Consider the following 20,874-nt stretch of genomic DNA (forward strand, 5'->3'; position numbering starts at 1 on the left):
GGCCCGACCCCCCGTTACTTCTAGTCGAAACACCGGTATCGTCTGGCGGTTCTCGGGGTCGGAGTTCCACTTTCACTTCGGTCTGGACACGGTTATAACGCCAGGCCGACTCTTGACAGGTCGTGCCGCGTGACCATTCGCGGGTGGTCATCGTCCGCGGTTCGGGTAGTGTCGATGGAAAAGCGTCAGACGGACGACAGACACACGCCAGCAACGCCCACGCTACCGAGGGTTATCCGGTAGGGAACGACAAGATACCAGTATGACAATGCAGTTCGATCTCACTCTCGCACGAGACGGAGGGCGGAACAGATGAGCGCCGAGACACCCGAGACGGAGGCCGACGAGGTCGTCCTCCCGGTCAAGCGCACGGAGGGGGAGACGATGGAGGAGCGGCTGACGGGCAACGCCTACCACAACATCCTGCCGGCCCGCTACCTCAAGAAGGACGCCGACGGGAACTTCGTCGAGGAGCAGGAGGACCTGTTCCGGCGGGTCGCGAACAACATCGCGCTCGCGGAGGCCGTCTTCGAGGCCGAGCGCCTGGGCATCGAGGTGACGGTGACGCCGGACCTGCTGAAGCCGGACCACCCGCGCCGCGACGAACTGGCCGCGGAGGTGTTCGGGGCGGGCACGACCGCCGAGGACGACAGAGAGGCGTCGGAGACGCCTCATTCAGACGGCGAAGCCGTCGACGCAGAGACCACCCTCGACGTCCACAACGTCAACAAGTTCGCGTACGAGACGCTCGTCCCGGAGCTCCCCGACGAGGTCCGCGAGCACGTCGAGACGAAGGCCGACGAGTTCCAGGACCTGATGGAGGGGCTCTCCTTCATCCCGAACTCGCCGACCCTGATGAACGCGGGCGACGAGCTCCAGCAGCTCTCGGCCTGCTTCGTCGACTCGCCGAGCGACGACCTGACCGACATCCACCAGACCGCCAAGGAGGCCGCCGAGGTGTTCCAGTGTCTCACAGCCGACGCTACGGTTCGGGTCACGGGCAAGGGGACCGTCTCCATCGCGGACGTGGAGCCAGGTGACGAGATCGTCCAGCGCGACGGTGAGAGCTACCGGACCAAGCAGGTTGAGGAAGTCCACGCCTACGATGATGCACCGACCCGGCGGCTTGAAACGGAGAGCGGAATCGAGATCACCGGGACCCACAACCACCGGCTGCTTGTGAACGGCGAGTGGACGGAACTCAACGACGTATCCGAAGGCGACACCGTCTCGGTTCGACTGGGATGGCTGGCCGAGGATAATCGGACGGTATCGCTGGAGACGGTACCGAGCGGTGCCGGGTGGGCCGACGCCCGGACCGTCTCGAACGAAGCCATCGCGAGTCTCCATGCGGACGGGCTCTCGGATTACGAGATCGCCGAGCGGTTGGACGTCTCCTCGTCGACTGTTCAGCGTCGCCGTGCGGACGAACTCGGACTCTCAGCCAACGGACAGGGCGGTCGCGCGAAGGGGCGTAGCTTCGACGAGGATGAGTTCGAGTCACTCTACGACGCGGGCCACACCGACAGCGAGATCGCCGAGGAACTCGGCATGACCGCCACGACGGTCGGTAGCTTCCGCCGTGCCCGTGACTTGGAGACGAACGGTCGCCCGGTTAAGACCGTAACCCAGCCCGCGACGCTGAGTGAGGACCTGGCCGAACTGGTCGGCCTCTGGGTTGGTGACGGTTCAGTTCACGAGGACGGCATCCGCTTCCACGTCTCGCGGGAGTCCGTCCTCGAGACGCTCGACCGCCGCACCCGTGACTTGTTCGACACCAGCCTCGACTGGACGTGGGCAGACGGCTGCTACGAGGCAGTCATCCACAGCCACGAGATCAAGCGCTGGTGGCTCGCGAACTTCGGCGATGCGAAGCCTTCGTCCGCGGAGGCCCGGGTTCCGGATCCAGTTCAGCGAGGTGACCGCTCGATCGCCGTCGGGTTCCTCCGGGGCCTGTTCACCGCCGACGGGACCCTGACGAAGGGCAAGTATCCGCGGCTCTACAGCGCCTCCGACAAACTGGTCGGCGATACCGTCCAGCTCCTGCTCGGTGCGGGTATCCCCGCGAACCGGTGGGACTGGGCGAACGAAGACCGGGACTACTCCTCGGTCGCTCCTGTCGGCCGTGAGGGGCTGGCACCGTTCGCCGAGCGTGTCGGCTTCCTTGACGACCGGACGCAGACACTTCAAACCGCGGTCTCGAAGAGCGAGACCCGTCCCACCGGCGTCGGCTCCGTCGACGGCTCGACGTGGGAGCAGTCGGTCGTCACCATCGAGGACGCTGGCGAGGACACCGTATACGACGTGACGGTCGCCGACGACCCGGAGTACGTTGCTAACGGCCTCGTCTCACACAACAGCGGCGGCGGGATGGGCTACGCCTTCTGGCAGCTCCGCCCGTACGGCGACCCGGTCGGCTCGACCGGCGGCATCGCCAGCGGCCCCATGACGTTCATGGAGACGTTCGACCAGATGTGCGAGACCATCGCCCAGGGCGGCGCCCGCCGGGGCGCTCAGATGGGCGTGATGCGCGTCTCGCACCCGGACGTCATCGAGTTCCTGCACGCAAAGAACAAGGACGTCTCGCTGGCGCACACGCTGCGGCTCAACGACCCCGACGACTACACGCACACCGACTTCTCGGACGCGCTGGCCGAGGCCCGCGAGCTCATCGACGACGAGGGCCGGGTCCCCGAGCACCTGCGCAACGCTGTCGAGGGCCACCTCTCGAACTTCAACATCTCCGTGGGCATCACGGACGAGTTCATGGAGGCCCTGGAGAACGGCGAGGAGTTCACCTTCACCAACCCCCGGACCGGCGAGCCCCACGTCGCTACGGCGGAGACGGAGGAGATGTACGGCCGCTACGGGCTCGGCGATCAGGTCGAACCCGGCGAGGAGCTCTCCATCGATTCGCAGCTCATCTGGGACCGCATCGTCGATGGGGCCCACCAGAACGGTGAGCCCGGCGTCATCTATCTGGAGCGGGTGAACAAGCAGCACTCGTTCGACGTCGAGGAGCATCCGGACCACCGTATCCTCGCGACCAATCCGTGTGTCACCGGAGACACGCTCATCAGCACGGAGAACGGGCTTGTCACGGCCGAGGAACTGTACGAGCAGGGTGTCGCGCAGGATATCGTCGTGGACGGTCGGCTCGACGACGACCGTGTCAAAGAGGCCAGCAGCGTCTACAAAACGGGAGAAAAAGACGTGTACGAGCTGACGACGGAGGAAGGGTACAGCCTCCGTCTCACTGCTGATCATCGCGTCATGACCGACGATGGCTGGGTCGAGGCCCAAGACCTCGATACCGGTGACACTGTCCATATCCAGAATCGGAAGGGCAGATTCGGCCAGCACGGCTCCGCTGCCGAGGGCCGCGTTCTCGGTTGGACCGTCGGCGACGGCCACCTCAAGGACGGTGAGGAGCGGGCCGTCCTCAACTTCTACGACGAGGACACGGCGATTTCCCAGTCGTTCGCCAACGACGTGAACGAGGTCGTTCGTGAGCCCGTCGGGAATGCCGGCTACGAGGTCGCCGTCAGTGAGATATCTCGCGACGACGACTATCGCGGTGCCCAGGCCATCGAACAGCGGGTTCGCTCGGAACGGCTCTACGAGTATGCGGCCGAAGCTGGCCTGGTCGAGGAGAAACATCAGATCCCCGATGCGGTGATGCGCGGGAGCGAGGAGATGGCCCGTGGATTCCTGCAGGCGCTGTTCACCGCCGATGGGAGCGTGCAGGGTAGCATCGAGAAAGGCACCTCCGTTCGCCTCTCCAGCTCTCACGCGGACCTGCTGTACGAGGCCCAGCAACTGCTGCTCAACTTCGGTATCGCCAGCACGGTGTACGAGAACCGCCGCGAGGCCGGAGCGCGGGAGCTCCCCGACGGGAACGGCGGTACGGAGAAGTACGAGACGCGAGCCCAGCACGACCTCGTCATCGCGAAGGACAATCTCGCCCGGTTTAGCGAGGAGATCGGGTTCCTGCTCGACTCCAAGAGCGAGGCGCTCGACGAGCGGCTCGATTCATACGACTGCGGTCCATACAGTGAACGGTTCGAGGCGACCGTCGAGGCCGTTGAGGCCGACGGTCACGAGGAGGTCTACGACCTGACCGAACCCGACACGCATTCCTTCGTCGCTGACGGCCTCGTTGTCCACAACTGCGGGGAACAGCCGTTGGAAGAATATGAGGCCTGCAACCTCGGCCACATCAACCTCTCGACGCTGGCCGCCCACGACTCGCCGGACTGGCGAGTCTTCAAAGACGATCGGCCGGATAACGAATCTCTGGAGGCGTCCGTCGAGGCCTTCCTGGAGAACGCGCTCGACATCGGCGAGTTCGAGCGCCGCATCGAGCTGGGCACCCGCTTCCTGGAGAACGTCGTCACGATGAGCGACTTCCCCGTCCCGGAGATCGAGGCGAAGGTCCGGGAGATGCGGAAGATCGGCCTGGGGATCATGGGCCTGGCGCAGCTCTACATCCAGCTCGGGGTCCGCTACGGCAGCGAGGAGGGCAACGAGATCGCCCGCCAGGTGATGCGGAAGATCAACCACGGCTCGAAGTGGGCCAGCCACGAACTCGCCGAGGAGCGCGGCACCTTCGCGGAGTGGGACAACTCCAAGTACGCGAACCCGACCGAGTACCGCGACTGGTTCGAGCACCACACCGGCCTCGACGCCGACGAGTGGGCCGACGGGTTCCACATCCGGAATCACAACACCACGACCATCGCGCCGACCGGCACCACCTCGATGGTCGGGAACACGACCGGCGGCTGCGAGCCCATCTACAACGTCGCCTACTACAAGAACGTCTCCGACGACGTCCAGGGCGACGAGATGCTCGTCGAGTTCGACGACTACTTCCTCCGGACCCTGGAGGCCAACGACATCGACGTCGACGCGGTGCAGGCGGAGGCCAAGGAGCAGATGGCCGCCAACGAGTTCGACGGCGTCGAGGGGCTGGAAACGGTCCCGACGGCCATCGGCGAGCTGTTCGTCGTCACCTCCGACCTCTCCGGGAAGGACCACGCCGGCGTGCAGTGTGCCTGCCAGGCCGGCGTCGACTCCGCCATCTCGAAGACCTGTAACTTCCCCAACTCCGCCAGCAAGGAGGACATGGACGAGGTCTACCGCTACATCTACGAGAACGGCGGGAAGGGCGTCACCGTCTACCGCGACGGCACCCGCTCGAAGCAGGTTCTCACGACGCGTGCGGACAACACCGAGTTCTCGGAGATGGACGAGTCCGAGGCCGCGGCGGCCATCCTCGAGCAGGTCGACGAGGCGTTCGGCGGCCTGGAGGCCTTCCTCGACAACGACGAGGTCCGGGCCCAGGTCGAGGCCGACGTCGCGAGCCTGCTGGAGGAGGCCGGCAACGCGACGGGCGAGCTCCAGCCCCGGCCGGACACGCTACACGGCGTCAGCCAGCGCGTGAAGACCGGTTACGGGAAGCTGTACGTCACCATCAACGAGGACCCGGAGACGGGCCGGCCGTTCGAGGTCTTCGCCAACATCGGTCACTCCGGCGGCTACACCAACTCCTTCACCGAGGCGCTGGGGAAGGTCATCTCCACCGCGCTCCGGGCCGGCGTCGCCCCCGAGGAGATCGTCGACGAACTCCGGGGGACGCGCAGCCCGAAGGTCGCCTGGGACAAGGGCGAGCAGATCAACTCCATCCCGGACGCCATCGGGACGGCGCTGAACCGCTACATCCAGGACGAGATCGACAAGCCGTACCCCAAGCAGACCTCGCTGGACGAGGCCGTCGAAGCCGACGGCCCGTCGGGCGCGACCGCCGACACCACGGCGACGCCCGAGCCGCCGACGCCGGAACCCGAGACGGACGGCGGCGCCGGCGCCCGCCGAGCAGACCAGGGCGACACCCAGTCGCTCATCGAGGCCGGCGAGAGCCCCGAGTGCCCCGACTGTGGCGGCATGAACCTCTACTTCTCCGAGGGCTGCAAGACCTGCGAGTCCTGCGGCTGGTCGGAGTGCTGAGGTAGGCCGCCGTTTTCCGCTCTGTACCCGTTTTCGCTTCGGATCGGCGGGTTAGGGCCGACCCACGATCCTACCCGGGTTGTTCGACACGTTCTCAGGTAGAACGGCGAGTCTCCCCGCCGCAGTCGCCGGATTGAGGTGCCACGCCACGCAAGCGGTAGTATGAGCGGGCCGCCGACCTGTCCGACCTGCGAGGCCGACCTCTACAAGCGCCACTGCAAGTACGTCTGCCCGCAGCACGGCCCGATCATCGACTGCAGCGACCCGTTCAGGTAGGCCCGTGTGCGTCGTGTGGACAAGCCGGGCGTGGGCGTTTAGGCCCGGCGCCCCAGCCGTGTGGTATGCCCCCCGACGACGCGACCGACGGCGGTAGCGACGCCGACCGACTCGCCCCGGACGAGGCGTTCGCGGTGCTGGGGGACGAGACCCGGATGGGGATCCTCCGGGCGCTGGGCGACCTCGACACGCCGGTCCCGTTCTCCGAGCTGTACGCGCGAAGCGACGCCGACGACTCCGGCGGGTTCAACTACCACCTCGACCGGATGGTCGGCCACTTCGTCGAACGGGTCGACGGCGGCTACCGGCTGGCACCGGCCGGCCGCCGGGTCGCCGAGGCGGTGCGCTCCGGGGCGGTGACCGAGCAGCCGGAACTTCCCATGACCGAGGTCGAGGAGCCGTGCCCGTACTGCGGGGCCGCCACGAGGGTCCGGTGGCGCGACGGGTCGGTGGAGCAGTTCTGCACCGGGTGTGCCGGCCGGTACGGCCGGCGGTATCGGGAGAGCGGGATGCCCATCGAGGAGGTCGAGGGATACCTCGGCCGGAACCCGCTGCCGCCGGCCGGCGTGCGTGGCCGTTCCCCGACCGAGACCCTCCGGGCGGCCTGGACGTGGGGGGAGTTGGAGATCCTCTCGCTGTCCGCCGGCGTCTGCCCACGGTGTTCCGGCGCCGTCGAGTGGGAGCCGGTGGTCTGCGAGGACCACGAGTCCGACGGGGGACCGTGCCCGACCTGTGGCGGCCGGTACACGGTCGGGGTCCGGGTGGCCTGCACGAACTGCATCCTCGTCGCCGGCGGGGAGCCCGTGGTGGCACTGGCGGCGCGGACGGACCTGTTGGCGCTGCTCGCCGCGAACGGCCACAACCCGATCGCCCCGGACGACGTCCATGCCGTCGAGCAGGTCCACGGCGCGTACGAGGAGACGGTCCACGCGGCGGACCCGCTCCGCGCGACGTACACGTTCGACCTGGGTGGGGAGTCGGTCGCGCTGACGGTGGACGAGAGCCTCGACGTCGTCGAGACGGCGTGGGACGAGGGGGCTGCTCAGTAGCCCGTCGACTCCCCACGCCGCTCGCGCCACCGCCGGTAGAGCGGCCCGCCGAGCACGAGGACGGCCAGCGCCGCCAGTGCGACGACGAGCGGGAGCCCGGCGCCGACGCCGTCGACGGTGAGCGTCTCCAGCGACGCCCCCAGCAGGACCCCCGTCACGACCCACGGGCACTCGCCGAGGGCGGTGCCGAGGACGAACCGGCCGGGCGAGAGCCCGGAGAGGCCGGCGCCGTAGGAGACGGGGTCCGGCGGCAGGGGCATGAGCCGGAGGCCGGTCAGGCCCCGCACGTCGCCGGTGGCCGCGAAGAAGCCGCGGCCGGCGTCGCCGGCACGGCCGAACAGCCCCGCCTCGCCGGTCCGGCGCGCGAGCAGGTAGGCGGGCGTGCACGTGAGGACGGCGCCGGCGAGCGCGACCGGAACCGCGACGGGGCCGTAGAGGAAGCCCAGCAGGACGGAGAGGACGCTGATGGGCCAGGCGACCAGCGGCCGGAGCAGGTAGCCCGCCAGCAGCGCGGGCGCGAACAGCGCCGGCCGGGCCGCGAGGGCGTGGAGCCGCGTGATGGCGGCGTCCGGGGACGTCAGCAGTGCCCCCGCGAGGACGACCCCCCCGAACAGGGCCGCGCCGAACAGCTGTCGCCGGGTCGCGCGCTGCACGTCCGGGGTGTGCGGGAGGGTCGGTATACGTTTTCCGCCCGCGTTCGTGCGGAGCGTGTGGGGTAGGGTGTTCGAGTGGTTCCGGGTGTTAGTCCACGATTTGCGACTCCCCGTCCGAACGCGATTCATATGTGTTCGAATCATCCCTTGATGTATTCCCCGACTCGTTCTATACAGAGTCCTGTCGAGAGCCCCCGTCCGCTCGACCATCCGGGCCTCGCCGTCTCCGAAGATCGGGGATCTTCAGGAGTGAGCGGAGCGAAGCTCCGCGAGCTACGAGGGAACCTCGTTCCCTCGGTATGACGAGAGGGCGAAGCTCTCTCGAACCACCGCGGGAACCCGTGGAGGGGCAGGCGCGCCGCGAGCCCCGACAGATCATGCTCCCGGCGGAATCGAAGGGCGAGGGCTTCGGAGATGTCTCCGCCGTCACGGTAGTCGTGGGAGAGTGCAAGAGCGCCGGAAACAACACCCGAAGCCTACTGCATCGTCACGTAGGTCAGGAACCCCACCGCGAGGAGCTCCAGCGTCCGCAGGACCACGACCGTCTTTTGCGCGACGGGGTCGCCGGAGTAGAGCATCCGCGTGGAGAGGTAGAAGTAGACGGCGACGAGGTTCTCGGCGAGCAGGAGGGCGCCGAAGGCGGCGAGCCCGGCGGTCATCGGCGTGCCGAAGGTCCGGTAGTTCCGGACCCAGACCGTCGTCAGCGTCCCCAGCATCACGGCGTTCAGGATGGAGACGCCGGTCGCCGCGAGCAGCCACAGCTCCATGGAGGCCATCGCCATCGGCGGGATCACTCGGCGCCCTCCGGCGTGCCACCCCCGCTCCCGCCGGTGTGCGAGTACTCGACGGTCTCGACGACGCGCTCGTAGATCTCGCGGTTCGCCTCGAACCGGTCGGAGAGCCGGTAGACGGCGCCGTAGCCGTCACCGCTCCGGACCACGACCTCGTGCTCCCGGAGGGTGTCGAGGTGGTGCCGGACGGTGTTGTAGTCGAGGTCGATGGCCTCGGAGAGGCGGTTGGCGTTGCGTGGCTGCTCGTCGAGCGTCCGGACGATGCGGGCCCGGTTCTCGCTGCCCCGCGTCCCGGCGAGCAGATACCAGAGCGACTCCTCCAACTCAGGACACCTCCTGGGAGACCCAGCCGCTCGCGCCGCTGGGGTAGGGGCCCGAGTCCGCCTCGGGCTGGAGGGTGCCCTCGCCGTCGATGGCCCGGACGACGACCTCGTGGCTCCCGCCCGGTGGCTCGTACGCGTACTTCCACTGGCGCCAGACCGCCCGCCCCGGGAGCGGCTCGCTCAACTCGGCCTCGTTCCAGGTGTCGCCGCCGTCGGCCGACACCTCGACCGCCGAGATACCCCGGGTGCCGGCGTACGCGTGCCCGGCGAGCCGCTTGCGGCCGTCGTCCATGTCCTCCGTCACGTACAGCTTCGCAATAGTGTTCACGGGGCCGGTGCCGTGCCAGCCCTTCTCCTCCCAGTAGCCCTCCGCGGGCTCGTCGAGGATCTCCAGCTCGTTCACCCACTTGACGTGGATCTCGCCCCAGTGCCCGGGCACGACGAGCCGGGCGGGCGCGCCGTGGTCGCGGGGGAGCGGCTTCCCGTTCATCCGGTAGACCAGCAGCGCCTCCCGGAGCGCGTCGACGGGGAACTCCTCGTAGAACCCGTCCTCGGCCCGGGCCATTACGCAGCACCGGTCGGGGACGTCGGCCGCCTCCAGGAGGTCGCCGACGCGGACGCCGGTCCAGAGCGCGGTGTCGGTCTTCTTGCCGTTGAGTCTCTCGCCGACACAGCGCAGCGTCGAGAACTCCCGGACGGCCTCCCGCTCGGTGATGTCGTCGAAGTCGAAACGCGCCGCCGAGTCGACGGCGCCAGTGATCGACAGCGACCAGTCGTCTGGCGCGGTCTGAGGGTGGACGGAGCTGGTGTCGACGACGTAGAACCGCTCGCTGACGAGCGGCTCCAGCCCGTCGATGTCGAAGCTCTTCTCGTCGGCCTCGGCGAGCGCCTGCATGGTGGCCTCGTTCACGTCACCGTCCCCGTCACCGGTCGCGGCGTTGGGGGCGTCCTCCGACGCCGACCCCGTCGCCCCGCCACGGCTTCCAAGCAGCCAGCCGACGGCGCCGAGCCCGGTCAGGCTCGCGACGCCGCCCACCACGCGCCGTCGGTCGGCGGCGGCGACGTCGTCCGTTCCGACGCGCCCCGCGAGGCTCGCGATACCGACGACGAACAGCGCGCCGACCCCCGCGCCGAGCGCGAGCACCGGCCGACCGGTTAGGGCGGCCACCGCACCCCAGACCGGAACCCCGGCGAGCGGGCCGGCGAGCGGCTGGACGCCGGCCTCCTCGGCGATGGCCCGTCCGAGGCCCGCCAGGGTGCCGAGCAGGCCCATCGACAGGACGGTCGCGCTCAGGAGGCTCAGTTTCGCGCCGAGGTCGCCCAGCACTAGGATGGCGAAGGTGATGAACACCCCCGGGATGTACTGCGCGATGGCCCCGTCGACGGGGGCGACCACGTAGGCGGGCGTGAACCCGGCGGCGGCGTACGATCCGGCGACAGCGGCGCCACCGGCCGCCAGGGCGACGACGACGCCCGGCAGCCGTGACCGGACCGCCGCGGGGATATCGTCCCGTTGCATGGCTACATACGCGAGCAGGACATGTATACCCGTTTTTCAGGTTCCGGTCGTCCTCCGGGCGAGGTTCTACTAGGATTCATCTAGAGTCCGTCCCCGAATCCGCCGTCGGCGCGGCGGTCGGGCTCGGCTCCGGCGGCGTCGACCCCGCGGCGCCGCGTCGGTGCGGGTCGCCCGTGGCGATAGCTTTTCCTCCGCGCCGGCCGTGCCCTTGGGTATGGCCTCGGATCGGCGGCCCGGTGACGCGGGCGAGGCCGACCGCCCCGACCCGGTGGAGCTGGGGGTCCAGCTGCTGGAGCGGCTGGAGCACGCGGAGCTGTCGCTGGCGGAACTGATGGACCGCATCGAGACGGTTTCGACGCAGCCCGCGACGACGCGGGCCATCATCGAGGAGGCCGAGAAGCGCGGCATCATCGAGCGCGACGGCGACGCGGTGAAACCCTCCAGCGGCCGCTTTCTCACCTTCGAGAGCGAGGTCGTCGAGCGCCCCGGTGACTACGAGTGCGAACGCTGCGGTAAACCCCTCTCGGTCGGCCATTTCATCCGGCTGGAGGCGGGTGAGCTGGGCCCCTTCGGCTCCTCGTGTATCGAGACGGTCACGGGTCGGCGGGACTGAGGACGGCTACCGACCGCGGCGGAGTTCGTCGACGAGCTGCTCGATGGTCTCCTGCTGGCGCTCGATGAGTTCCGTCTGCGCCTCGACCCTCGCCTCCAGCTCGTCCAGCCGCGCGAGGACCTCCTCGTCGCTGGCGGTGACGAGGCCATCCTCGACACCCGGGCTGTCGGCCACCACGTCGCCTCCGTCGGCCCCCTCGTGGTCGGCCGGCTCGGTCGACGGTTCCGTCTCGAAGCTGTCGCCAGCGGCGGCCCCACTGCCGCCCGAGCCGTCGTCGATGAGGGAGTCGATGCCGCTGTCGGCGTAGTCGGGCTCGGCGGCCTCCTCGGGCTCCTCCTCGGGGGCGAGCGTCTCGTTGAGCGCGTCCACGGAGTCGGCCCCGTGGAAGTCGAGGACGACCGCCTCGACCGTGCGGCGGACCTCCGCGGCGCGGTCGTTGGGCACCTTGATGCGCTCGGGGGCCCCCTCGATCGCGACGATGACCTGCATCGCGTGGCCACCCTCCTCGAAGGCCAGGCGCGTGAGGTCGGTGTACGGGTGGGCGTCGTAGTCGGCCGACCAGACCGCGCCGCCGACGTGCTTGAGGAGGCGTTCGGTCCCGACGACGAGCGTGAGTTCGTTGAAGCGGAAGACGCCGCGGACCCGTTCGTCCGTGGCCAGCGCGTCGGTCGCGCGGAGATGCGCCGCCAGCACCGTCCGGAACACCTCCTGCGTGTGGTTCGACCCGACCGCGAACGACTCCTCGCGGTCGTAGTAGTGGAGGGTGAAGCTGCTCCGCCGACGTCCGTCCGAGAGCTCCAGCCGGTCGAAGCCGTGGTCGTAGGTCTCGACGGACTCGTCGCTGAGGAGGCCGTCACCCCGGTAGACGAGCGTCCGCCCGGGGGTGACGAAGACGCCGTCGTCGCCGCCGATACCGACCGACGCCAGCACCGACTGCCCGTCCAGCGCGTCGGTCACGAGGTCCGGAACGTCCATGTGCCGGCCTCCCGCGGATTCGGTATAAATCCGGGGGTAACCCCCGGGAGTCGCCCGTTGTCCCGGGCCCGACCGACGGCCGGGGGACGGCGAACAAGAACGTTCAAGAGGCCGACCCGGCTACTTCAAACCGCGCCCGGGTGGCTTAGTTGGACATAGCGCCGCACTCATAGGGTAACACCACGGCGTCGCCCCGCGTGTCGGGGGCCAGCCAGCCCCCACCTGAGACATGCGGAGATCGCGGGTTCGGAGCCCGCCCCGGGCACTCATCAGATTATTTACATGCATATCTAAAAAGTGTAGCCCCGTGCCCGGAAATAGGGGTGTCAGGGCGTGAATCGGGCGGTTACCTGTTCCGTGTGTGGCTCTGAGTCCGAGCAGGCCTACCGTTGCTCGAAGTGCGGGAAGAATCTCGTCCGCGACGAGACCACTACCGATGCGGGTGGTCGTCGATCACCTACCAGCCTCGCCGGGAGTGCTGTCGGTGTGGCCGGGTCGCTCCCGAGACCGCCGACGGCTGCCCGCACTGCCGGACCGACCGCTTCGTCACGGGGGTTGATCGTCGATGATCGACTGCGAGTGTGGCGTCAGCATCGCGCCGACACTCATCATCCGCGACGACGTGGGCGACCGGCATCGGTGCCCCGAGTGTGAGCGGTTCTGGGAGCCGTGTCCGGGCTGTGGCGGCTGGTCCCTTCCGTTCGCCCACTGGAACCACCGATCGGGCTGCCCTCACTGCGGGCTCTCGCGGGACGCGAAGACGGCGCTCCGGCTCCCGAACGATGACCCGCGCGGCCGCACGCTCCGCGAGCTGCGACACGACGCGGCCGTGCCGCAGTTCAAGCCGCTGGACGGGAGTGAGGCGACACCCAGCGTCGCGTGCACTGAGAACGGCGAGGTGAGCGTCTGATTTGCGATTGCTGCGAGGAGTTGGAAGAGCGCGTCGCCGAGCTCGAAGCCGTCGTCCAGCACTTCGATGTCCGACCGGCCAACGAGGACGAGCCACCGGGGCTCGAGGATTTCTACTTCACCGGTCAGCCGATCGGGACGATTCTCTAGACAGCCGTCGAGCGGTCGAAGACGAACGAGCGACGCCTCGATGCTGACGGACCGACCGAGAGTGGCATCACGCCGGAGGTCAGGGACGCGCTCCTCGAGATCCACGCCGACTGGATCGACATCCGCGAAGGGCACACTGAACAGTTCCCGACCGAGGCCAACCGTCGCCGGGCCGCGAAGCTCTTCGCTCGGTTCATCGATAAGACCCGGCCCAACAGCGCCGAGACGGGCGTGGCCGCCGACCAGGGCGTCCTGAAACTGTCGAGCGACCGTGCCCGGGAGATCATCGCGGCCGAGGACTCGTTGCCACAGAGCGGCCGCAGTATCACGGTGCGCCGCGTCTTCGGCCGGATGGTCCGTGGCGCGAACCGCCACGATTGTGCGTGCGAGGACTGGGCAGAGTGCGCCCACGGCCTGTTCCGGTTCCGGAACGAGGACGGCTACGTCCTCGCCGTCGACGAGGCCGACTGGCGCGAGTATCTCAGCACCGTCGTCGAGACCATCGAGGCGATCGAGGCCGTCGCCACCGATGACGAGCCGGACGGCTCCGAGGACCTTGCCGACGCCAGCTCGGAGATGGACGATCTGCTCGCCGCGGAGGTAGCCGATGACTGACCCATCTGTTTACGACGTTGTAAGCAGGGATGTGTGGGGGAGTGTAAGCGCCACGACCACGACGGGAGATGGTCGAACACGATGGGAAAGTTACGCTCCTAAATCTCTATAAATAACTTCTTTTCTCTCTCGATTAGCCGCGGGTAACCTTCCGCGAGTCTTCCTTCCGGGTACCGAGACCCGCAAAGCAAGTGATTCAGCACCACCGACTGCTTACATCGTCCGGTGGTCCCTGCTTACAACGATGTAAGCAGTCGTGGCCACACGGTTCGGGGCCGGCCACCCCCACTGCTGTGAAAGGTTGGGGGCCTACGGGGCCGGAGTCGGTGACGCGCCGGTACCGATTACAGCCCGGAAACTGGAGGCGTTGGTCCGCTTCGTGGAGGCGAGCGCGCGTCCGACTGTCCGATGAGGTGACTGTTGAGGATGCCCAAACAGCCATCGAACTGCCGCATCAGACCCTACGAGATGTCGGAACCCGGAGACGGGCGAATTCGACGCCGACCGGGTAGAGATCGAGACGAACTCCTCACAGCGACAGGATTTCCGACTGGTGACGGCTATCGTTCGTGAGATTCATCACGAATACGAGCTCGGCGCACCGCACAATGAGATCATCTCGCTGGCGAAAGAACGGGGGCTCGACGGCGATACAGCGGATCACATCATCGGAAAGCTGTGCGAGGACGGGGAGAGCATCTATCAGACCACCGAGCGCGAGCAGCCCCACCACCGACCGCTGTAGCCTCAGTCACGACCGCCACAGCAGCGCAAAGGTGGGTCTGGACCTCCGTCCTCGATCGCGTTGAGGCAACGGTCGATGCTTCAGCCCCTCGAAGGTGCATCTGGAACCGCCACCGCGGGCGTGCGCCAACGCTTTTCTCGGAGCTTCAACCCCTCAAAGGTGCATCTGGAACGTGTCAACTTCAGCCAGCTACGCGACTCCGAAATTCCAGACGCACCTTCGACGGGTTGAAGTCTCCTCAATCCGCTTCGAAATGTCGTCGGAGATGGTTTCAGACGCATTTTTAATCGGAACTCTGCAGAGTGATCTCGTCGAGACGTCGACGTGGCTACAGTCCGTACAGTTCCGCGCGCGCCTCGGTCAAGCGACTGCTCCTACGTGGAGACGCGACCGTCGCCAGCGGCATCCTACATGTTCGCCCACGGGAGCACTCGAAATAAACAATCGATGACTCGCCCAGATGGGCAGCCAGTACAGTCCATGCCCACCAGCCCGGGGAAATCTACCCGACTGCAGCTGGCACCTCGATTCTATGAGCGCCATCTGGAAATCTCAGGCATCAAATCGTATTCAGGGGATCAGGAATCGCCAGTATGTAGCGAACGTATGAAAGAGCGCGCTGTCATGATTCTCGACGCGAGCCTGGGAACCGGAGGAGCTGCAGTATTTCCCGGGGACGAGCCCATCGGGCAGGCCGTTCAGACAGCTGCTGCAGCCGGGCTGATAGCGGCTCTGATTTTCTTTGGTGCCGCGTACCTGAGCGACGGTTTCGTTGGAGACTGATGCGGGGGGGTCGTCACCCCCAAAGCGCTGCGAGGCCCGCGAACCGGAGGACTGACACCGAGCGCCCGGCTGGAGCCGCTATCGGCGGGCGCGAACCCCACTTTTCGACCGCGGGACCGGCCTCCTCGCGACGGCGCGCCGACGGAGGCCGCCCGGCACGACCCCGACTAACCGACCCGGAAGTAACTCAGCCGGCGACGGTCAGCAATACCGCCCACAGGCTCATGGATGCAATCGCGACCAGCATCGGGGCGCCAGCAATGGCAAGCCCGGCCGCTTCGCCTGCTGGGTCACCAACGAGCACGATTCCGGCCTGAGCGTGACCGCCGCCGTCGCCGAGCACGTCCTGCTTGGAGCAGCATTGTGGATGACTTTGTTTAGTTATTATTTAATCGAGGACATTTGAATTATACGAGTTCTCTAGTAATTATTTTGCTGCCCGGCGGAGCCGCCACACCGAGACTTTCTTGCGGACGAACAATTAATAGCGGGTATGAGACTTCCCACCAAGTCACGAGCCGCGTGGTGGGCTGTGGGCGCCGTACTAGCGTTCGGTCTTACCTTCGTCGCCTACTCGTTCATCGGGACGCTGGTGCTTGCGGTGTTCGTCTACTACGGGACGCGCCCGTTCTACACTCGGATACTGCGTCGTGTCCGGTCGAAGTCGGTGGCCGCCGCCCTGGCGCTGCTGGCGCTCACGCTCCCTGTCCTGTTGCTCGTCGCCTACGCGGTGGCCATCGGTCTTCAGGAGTTCAACCGGGTTCGCGACACGGCCGACCTCGGTCTTTTTGAGGACGCGCTCGGTCCGTATCTTGAGTTCTCGGATATTGTTGCGGACCCGGCGACGGTGCTCTCCGACCCCAGTGCCCGGCGGACGCTGGAGACAGCACTCGACTCGGCGCTAAGTTCGCTGGGCACTGCTGGAAACGGGCTGCTCCACCTGTTCATCGTCTTTGCCGCCGCATTCTATATGCTCAAGGACGGTCCCCGGCTGACGCGGTGGGTCATCAGGCGCTTCGGCGACGACGAGGGTGTGCTCGTGGCTTTTGTCGCCCGCGTGGACGATGACCTCCACAGCGTTTTCACTGGCAATCTGCTCAACGCCGTTTTCACGGCCGGGATCGGCGCTCTCGCCTTCTCGCTGGTCAACCTGATTGCCCCGGCCGGCAGCGGCGTCCCCTACCCGGCGCTGCTCGGCCTGCTCGCGGGCGCTGCCAGTCTCGTCCCTGTCGTCGGCATGAAACTGGTCTACGTGCCCGTCGCGGCATACCTGTTCGGGGTCACCGTCCTGAACAATGCCCCACTCTGGTTCCCCGTCCTGTTTACCGCCCTCGCCTTCGTCGTGGTCGACACTATCCCCGACCTGCTGCTCCGGCCATACGTCTCCGGCCGGAATCTTCACGTCGGCCTCGTCATGTTCGCCTACATTTTTGGCCCGCTTCTATTCGGCTGGTACGGCATCTTCCTCGGACCGCTGGTGCTTGTCTTCGTCTACCACTTCGCGGACCTGGTCCTGCCGGAACTGGTCGGGGGAGTTCCAATTCAGCCGTCCGGCGTCGACCCCGGGACTGACCCCCCGGATTCGGCCGGCGACGGCCCGGCTGACGACCCAACCGGAACGGCGGCTGATGCGCCGGCGTCGCCGGACCACCCTCCTGACAGCGACCCGTCACCCAGCCCGGATGGCGGCGTCGCCCGTGAGTGAGACCCGGCGGCGGGGCGCTCCAGGCTGAGCCCGTCACGGGGTGTTAGTAGCCGGCGTCGGCTGCTGTCGTCCGGTAGCCACAGCGTGGACACTCCCGGGTGGCGACAACTGACCCCTCACAGCTGGGATACTACTGGCGCGTGGCGGACAGTCCGTTGTATCGCCGTTTCCGGTCTCCGCGACCGCTCGTCGGACGACTGCCTCCGGAGGGCCGGTGATGCCCGAATCCATCGTTACACTCGATTAGCTATGCCATCAGAAACAGGCCTACGGGGTCGGCGTTTGCTGGCAAGGCGGCCTTGCGCGTACCCGAGCCACTGGCCCCACGACACTGCCCGTCGGGAGACGGACGCGGGTGCCCGATGTTATGCTCTTGCGCGAACACAGTAACGGGACGGTGTGACCGACGCCAGACCGCCGCTAGGGCCCGATGACCTGCCCGGAAACATCGTTCTTGAGTACTGAGCACCACATCCGGAATGCTGCCGGTCGGGCGAGCCCCCCGTTACAATGGATTGACAGCGTGCCGAATCCTCGACGTTCCAGTAGCAGCGCAACGAGTACGCCGTCGAGGCAGTGTAGTCGAAAGAGGGGGGGCCGCGTGCGTGTCCGCATCGAGACCATCCTCTCGGACCTGAAGGCCGACCACTACCCGACGATTCGCGAGCTGCTGCTCGAGGGCTGTTCCGCCCGGGTTCAGGATGGCCACGACGCAGCGGAGTTCCAGGAGATGCTTGTCAAGTGATCCAATCGTGGCGATGCCACAACCTCGAAGGCTGGAAAGCTGCTCACCGAGTGACGGCCCGGTAGCGGCAAGACGCCCGGAGAGCCATTTCTTTTAATCGATTTTACATATCCGTCCGGATATGCCCCGCTTCGGGTGCCCCCCCTGTCTCCGCTTTTTATTCCCGATAGTAGTGCGATCGTCCAGTAGTTGTTTACGGACGTCGGAGATATCGCTTTATACAGTGTGCCCAAGAGCACGAGCGAAAGACCATACCCCGCATTACTCAGCCGAGGTGGTCAGGCCTCGGCAAGACAATCCTCAGTCGGGACCTTGATTAACCGATCACCGGACTCGGGATGCCGTTCGATGACATCGATGCCCACCGCCCACCACGACCTCTGCCGGCACACTCTTTATTTTGCCTACCAGCCACCCCTGTATGGTCACTGATTCGCCGGTCCCGCGTCTCGGCCTCGGAACCTGGCAGAACACCGATTTCGACCAGTGTCGCGAGAGCGTCCGGACCGCGCTTGAACTCGGCTACCGGCACGTCGACACTGCTGAGTTGTATGACAACGAGCGTCCCGTCGGTGCCGGTATCGCCGCCGCGGACATCCCCCGCGCGTCAGTATACCTCGCAACAAAAATCCTCCACCCTCGGAGGACCGACGACGCGACGCGAGCGTCCATCCGTGCCGCCGTGGAAGGGTGTCTCGACCGCCTCGACGTCGACGCGGTCGATCTCATGTACGTCCACTGGCCCGCCGACTACGACCTCGAACTGGTCCACGGCACGCTCGCCGCCCTTCGCGACGACGGACTGCTCGGCGGTGTCGGCGTCAGCAACTACGAACCACGCCACCTCGAGACGGCCCTGAACGTCGACCCGGACATCGTCGCGAACCAGGTCGAGCTGCATCCGCTACTCCCACAGGTTGAGCTCCGAAAACGGTGTGCCGACCGTGGCGTCGACGTGGTCGCGTACGCGCCGCTGGCTCACGAGTCGGTGTTCGACATCCCGGAACTGGAGACAGTCGCCGAGAGGCACGGGGTAAGCGTCCCGCGCGTCACCCTTGCGTGGCTCCGCGAGAAAGGCGTCGCCGCCGTGCCGAAGGCCACGAGCGAGGAGCATCTCCGTGATAATATGGCCGCACGTGAGATTGAGTTGTCCGATGGGGACGTGGCAACTATCGACGGTATCGAGCGGACGGAGCGTTTCTTCGACCCCGACTACGCACCCGAGTGGTGAGTGTGCGAGGGTCCAGTTCCGTCGTTTCCCGGAGAAGGTCTGCCCTCCGGATATGAACCAGAGTCGATTCATACCGTTGCAGGGGGAGACGATGAGTCCAGAGACATCGTGTATAACGATCTCTCATTAGTCACATAATCTCGAATCCCCCAGGGTCGCGCGTCGGCGGAAGCGCCTCCCACCTCTGCCACACGAAATCTGGTTTACATAAGTAGACTCCGTGCAGTGATTCGTTCGAAGTCCCGGTCAACTGATTTTGGGGACACGGCCCCCACCGCGATGTTACAGCTCCGCGGCGAGACTCCGGATATGTTCACATCGAGCGTTCGCAACCCCCCGTAGACGGTGTTCACAACCCGTGGTCTCGGGCGCGACCGGGACGGCGCCGAGTTCGGTGCTTGGCTCCCGGTATACGCAGATGGCTGTCGAGTTACTCGCGGCAATCGCGATGGGTGGGTGTGCTCTCGGTTCAGCGATCGTTTCTGGGTTCCGTGTTCACGGCCTCCTGTGACACGTGATCGCATCACTCCCCCCGCGACCGGGGACCGGGAGAAGCTGCTCGACCAGGCGAAAAGCGCCCTCGATCGTGATGCCGTCGCCGAGGTAATCGACGCCGGGCTTCGACACGCTGTCCCGTCCGTCGGGCAACTCGAAGCGGTCAGGTGCGCGGTTTCCCCCGAGCTCGCGGAACGGTCCCGTACCGGCGCGCTTCGACCGATACAGTATCCGCACGTCCGCGCGGACTGAATCCTGGTGTCTGCTGGATGGATGTTCGAACGTTCCGTGGATGACAGTCCAGAGCGCCCGTGCTGCATACAGGGCGCGCATCAGCCATCGTAAGGTGTGGGAATCAGTGCCGCTCAAATGGGCCGGTACGTGCCACTCATAAATGAACCCGACCTCAGAATGTGATGACCTCGTTCCGAATCACATTTGAGACGTGGAGCAGAGCAGATAGTATAGATTCAGCATCTGAGTGAATAGGCGTCACCTCGGCAGAGCAGTTCGCAATTACGAAGCCGCGGATTTGTAGACTGGTAACCCGACAAAGGCCAGGCCTAAGACGCCTATTATGGCGGGCAGAGGGTTGGTCATAATTGGCAGCGGGTTACTCTTCCTTTCAAGATACGATTTCGAGGGCGACCCTCGCACAACATAGGCCGTGGTTGTCTCCCCGACATTGTACTGGTCAATTCTGTTTTCGGCGGCAGTCCTTGTGTTGGACGTTTTCGTTCCTGTCCCCGGTCTGATGTTCCCAGAAGTGTACTGTGTTCCGTTGTACGCGTAGCTGTACGTAACGTGGGGTGTGTACCTACCTCCTTTGTCCGAGGAATAGGTGATATCTTTGCTCTCTACGGTGGCCTCAACCTGTACTCCCGATGAGATGCTTTGCTGTTGGGAGTATGCCATGTATCCAGCAGCTCCGAGCAGCATAACCCCCAGTAGTATACTTATCAGGGACAGCTTCGACATATTTTGATTATTTAGGGATAATGAATAGCGGTTTCGACGTGTTTCTCACTGCGCAATACACTAGTCCGCAGGGAGACCGGGCCCCCGCGACAGCAGCGGGAAGTCGCCTGCCTCCTTCACCCGCTCCCGGACCGGTTCAATATCCGGATCATCACGCAGCTTCACAGAGTACACACCCTGCGCAGGATGGGAATAGCGGGATCGGGCGCCCCCCGGCCGGATGTTAATGACGGCCATGATCGTATGGTGGACCCTGGACGATGACCTTCGATATCCACGACCACCGCCACCGACTCAAGCAGCTTCGCGA

Annotated in this window: 18 protein-coding genes, 1 tRNA gene and 4 pseudogenes; 15 read left to right on the forward strand and 8 right to left on the reverse strand. The window is 66.2% G+C overall.

All coding sequences use genetic code 11. From position 1 onward, the window contains the following. Positions 1-312: 312 nt before the first annotated feature. The 6 genes and pseudogenes from DP107_RS21500 to DP107_RS16410 all read left to right on the forward strand — a co-directional run. Positions 313-966, forward strand: a pseudogene (locus DP107_RS21500) (ribonucleotide reductase N-terminal alpha domain-containing protein); the annotation flags it as partial. Continuing rightward, a pseudogene (locus tag DP107_RS21505) lies at positions 958-2,331 on the forward strand (LAGLIDADG family homing endonuclease); the annotation flags it as partial. The pseudogenes DP107_RS21500 and DP107_RS21505, both read left to right, overlap by 9 nt. 24 nt (positions 2,332-2,355) lie before the next feature. Continuing rightward, positions 2,356-5,323 (forward strand): annotated as a pseudogene (locus DP107_RS21510) (LAGLIDADG family homing endonuclease); the annotation flags it as partial. Positions 5,324-5,496: 173 nt separating this feature from the next. Further along, positions 5,497-6,009 (forward strand): annotated as a pseudogene (locus DP107_RS21700) (TSCPD domain-containing protein); the annotation flags it as partial. A gap of 132 nt (positions 6,010-6,141) precedes the next feature. Beyond that, a complete protein-coding gene (locus DP107_RS21290) occupies positions 6,142-6,285 on the forward strand; it encodes an HVO_2523 family zinc finger protein (protein WP_394348552.1) in 144 nt (47 codons plus the stop codon). Between the two features lie 65 nt (positions 6,286-6,350). After that, the gene (locus DP107_RS16410) at positions 6,351-7,334 is read left to right on the forward strand and encodes a winged helix-turn-helix domain-containing protein (protein ID WP_144263219.1); all 984 of its coding nucleotides are present in this window, start codon (positions 6,351-6,353) and stop codon (positions 7,332-7,334) included. Here the strand turns inward: DP107_RS16410 and DP107_RS16415 are convergent. From DP107_RS16415 to DP107_RS16430, 4 genes are all read right to left on the reverse strand, one after another. Then, a complete protein-coding gene (locus tag DP107_RS16415) occupies positions 7,328-7,987 on the reverse strand; it encodes a TVP38/TMEM64 family protein (protein WP_238330910.1) in 660 nt (219 codons plus the stop codon). The two genes, DP107_RS16410 and DP107_RS16415, sit on opposite strands and share 7 nt — an antisense overlap. A 476-nt stretch (positions 7,988-8,463) precedes the next feature. Beyond that, positions 8,464-8,769 carry a hypothetical protein gene (locus tag DP107_RS16420; protein ID WP_202877432.1) on the reverse strand — a complete coding sequence of 102 codons (306 nt, stop codon included), beginning with the start codon at positions 8,767-8,769 and terminating at the stop codon, positions 8,464-8,466. An 8-nt stretch (positions 8,770-8,777) separates the two neighbouring features. Then, positions 8,778-9,101, reverse strand: a complete 324-nt coding sequence (locus tag DP107_RS16425) for a winged helix-turn-helix domain-containing protein (RefSeq protein WP_144263221.1) — start codon at positions 9,099-9,101, stop codon at positions 8,778-8,780. A 1-nt stretch (position 9,102) separates the two neighbouring features. Further along, a complete protein-coding gene (locus DP107_RS16430; protein WP_144263222.1) occupies positions 9,103-10,620 on the reverse strand; it encodes a molybdopterin-dependent oxidoreductase in 1,518 nt (505 codons plus the stop codon). Positions 10,621-10,834: 214 nt separating this feature from the next. Between DP107_RS16430 and DP107_RS16435 the strand changes: the two genes are divergently transcribed. Next, positions 10,835-11,233 (forward strand): DUF5830 family protein, encoded by a 399-nt coding sequence (locus tag DP107_RS16435; protein WP_144263223.1) that lies wholly within the window; start codon positions 10,835-10,837, stop codon positions 11,231-11,233. 6 nt (positions 11,234-11,239) lie between these two features. Here DP107_RS16435 and DP107_RS16440 read toward each other — a convergent pair whose 3' ends face one another. Beyond that, entirely contained in the window at positions 11,240-12,208 is a 969-nt protein-coding gene (locus tag DP107_RS16440) for a DUF7115 domain-containing protein (protein ID WP_144263224.1), read from the reverse strand. 134 nt (positions 12,209-12,342) lie between these two features. On the opposite strand from DP107_RS16440, the gene DP107_RS16445 reads away from it, so the two are divergent. The 5 genes from DP107_RS16445 to DP107_RS16460 all read left to right on the forward strand — a co-directional run bounded on the left by DP107_RS16445 (position 12,343) and on the right by DP107_RS16460 (position 14,627). Next, positions 12,343-12,473: transfer RNA gene (locus DP107_RS16445), tRNA-Met, on the forward strand. A gap of 300 nt (positions 12,474-12,773) precedes the next feature. Next, a complete protein-coding gene (locus tag DP107_RS16450; RefSeq protein ID WP_144263225.1) occupies positions 12,774-13,118 on the forward strand; it encodes a hypothetical protein in 345 nt (114 codons plus the stop codon). 20 nt (positions 13,119-13,138) lie between these two features. Continuing rightward, positions 13,139-13,267 (forward strand): hypothetical protein, encoded by a 129-nt coding sequence (locus tag DP107_RS21175; protein WP_272949855.1) that lies wholly within the window; start codon positions 13,139-13,141, stop codon positions 13,265-13,267. A gap of 231 nt (positions 13,268-13,498) precedes the next feature. Then, a complete protein-coding gene (locus tag DP107_RS16455) occupies positions 13,499-13,882 on the forward strand; it encodes a hypothetical protein (protein WP_144263226.1) in 384 nt (127 codons plus the stop codon). 553 nt (positions 13,883-14,435) lie between these two features. Further along, positions 14,436-14,627: a hypothetical protein gene (locus DP107_RS16460; RefSeq protein WP_144263227.1), complete on the forward strand. Its 192-nt coding sequence runs from the start codon at positions 14,436-14,438 to the stop codon at positions 14,625-14,627. Positions 14,628-15,597: 970 nt separating this feature from the next. On the opposite strand, the gene DP107_RS20265 is transcribed toward DP107_RS16460, so the two are convergent. Beyond that, positions 15,598-15,753, reverse strand: a complete 156-nt coding sequence (locus DP107_RS20265; RefSeq protein WP_185977359.1) for a hypothetical protein — start codon at positions 15,751-15,753, stop codon at positions 15,598-15,600. Between the two features lie 150 nt (positions 15,754-15,903). Between DP107_RS20265 and DP107_RS16465 the strand changes: the two genes are divergently transcribed. The 3 genes from DP107_RS16465 (at position 15,904) to DP107_RS16470 (ending at position 19,091) form a co-directional block, all read left to right on the forward strand. Continuing rightward, a complete protein-coding gene (locus tag DP107_RS16465; protein ID WP_144263228.1) occupies positions 15,904-17,115 on the forward strand; it encodes an AI-2E family transporter in 1,212 nt (403 codons plus the stop codon). A gap of 601 nt (positions 17,116-17,716) precedes the next feature. Next, positions 17,717-17,860 (forward strand): hypothetical protein, encoded by a 144-nt coding sequence (locus tag DP107_RS20270; protein ID WP_185977360.1) that lies wholly within the window; start codon positions 17,717-17,719, stop codon positions 17,858-17,860. 421 nt (positions 17,861-18,281) lie between these two features. Then, positions 18,282-19,091, forward strand: a complete 810-nt coding sequence (locus tag DP107_RS16470; protein ID WP_144263229.1) for an aldo/keto reductase — start codon at positions 18,282-18,284, stop codon at positions 19,089-19,091. 495 nt (positions 19,092-19,586) lie between these two features. On the opposite strand, the gene DP107_RS16475 is transcribed toward DP107_RS16470, so the two are convergent. After that, positions 19,587-19,955: a hypothetical protein gene (locus DP107_RS16475; protein WP_238330911.1), complete on the reverse strand. Its 369-nt coding sequence runs from the start codon at positions 19,953-19,955 to the stop codon at positions 19,587-19,589. Between the two features lie 147 nt (positions 19,956-20,102). Continuing rightward, a complete protein-coding gene (locus tag DP107_RS16480) occupies positions 20,103-20,564 on the reverse strand; it encodes a DUF3592 domain-containing protein (RefSeq protein ID WP_144263231.1) in 462 nt (153 codons plus the stop codon). Positions 20,565-20,874 lie beyond the last annotated feature (310 nt).

It is taken from the genome of Haloglomus irregulare, assembly GCF_007421925.1.
GTDB classification, from domain to species: Archaea; Halobacteriota; Halobacteria; order Halobacteriales; family Haloarculaceae; genus Haloglomus; species Haloglomus irregulare.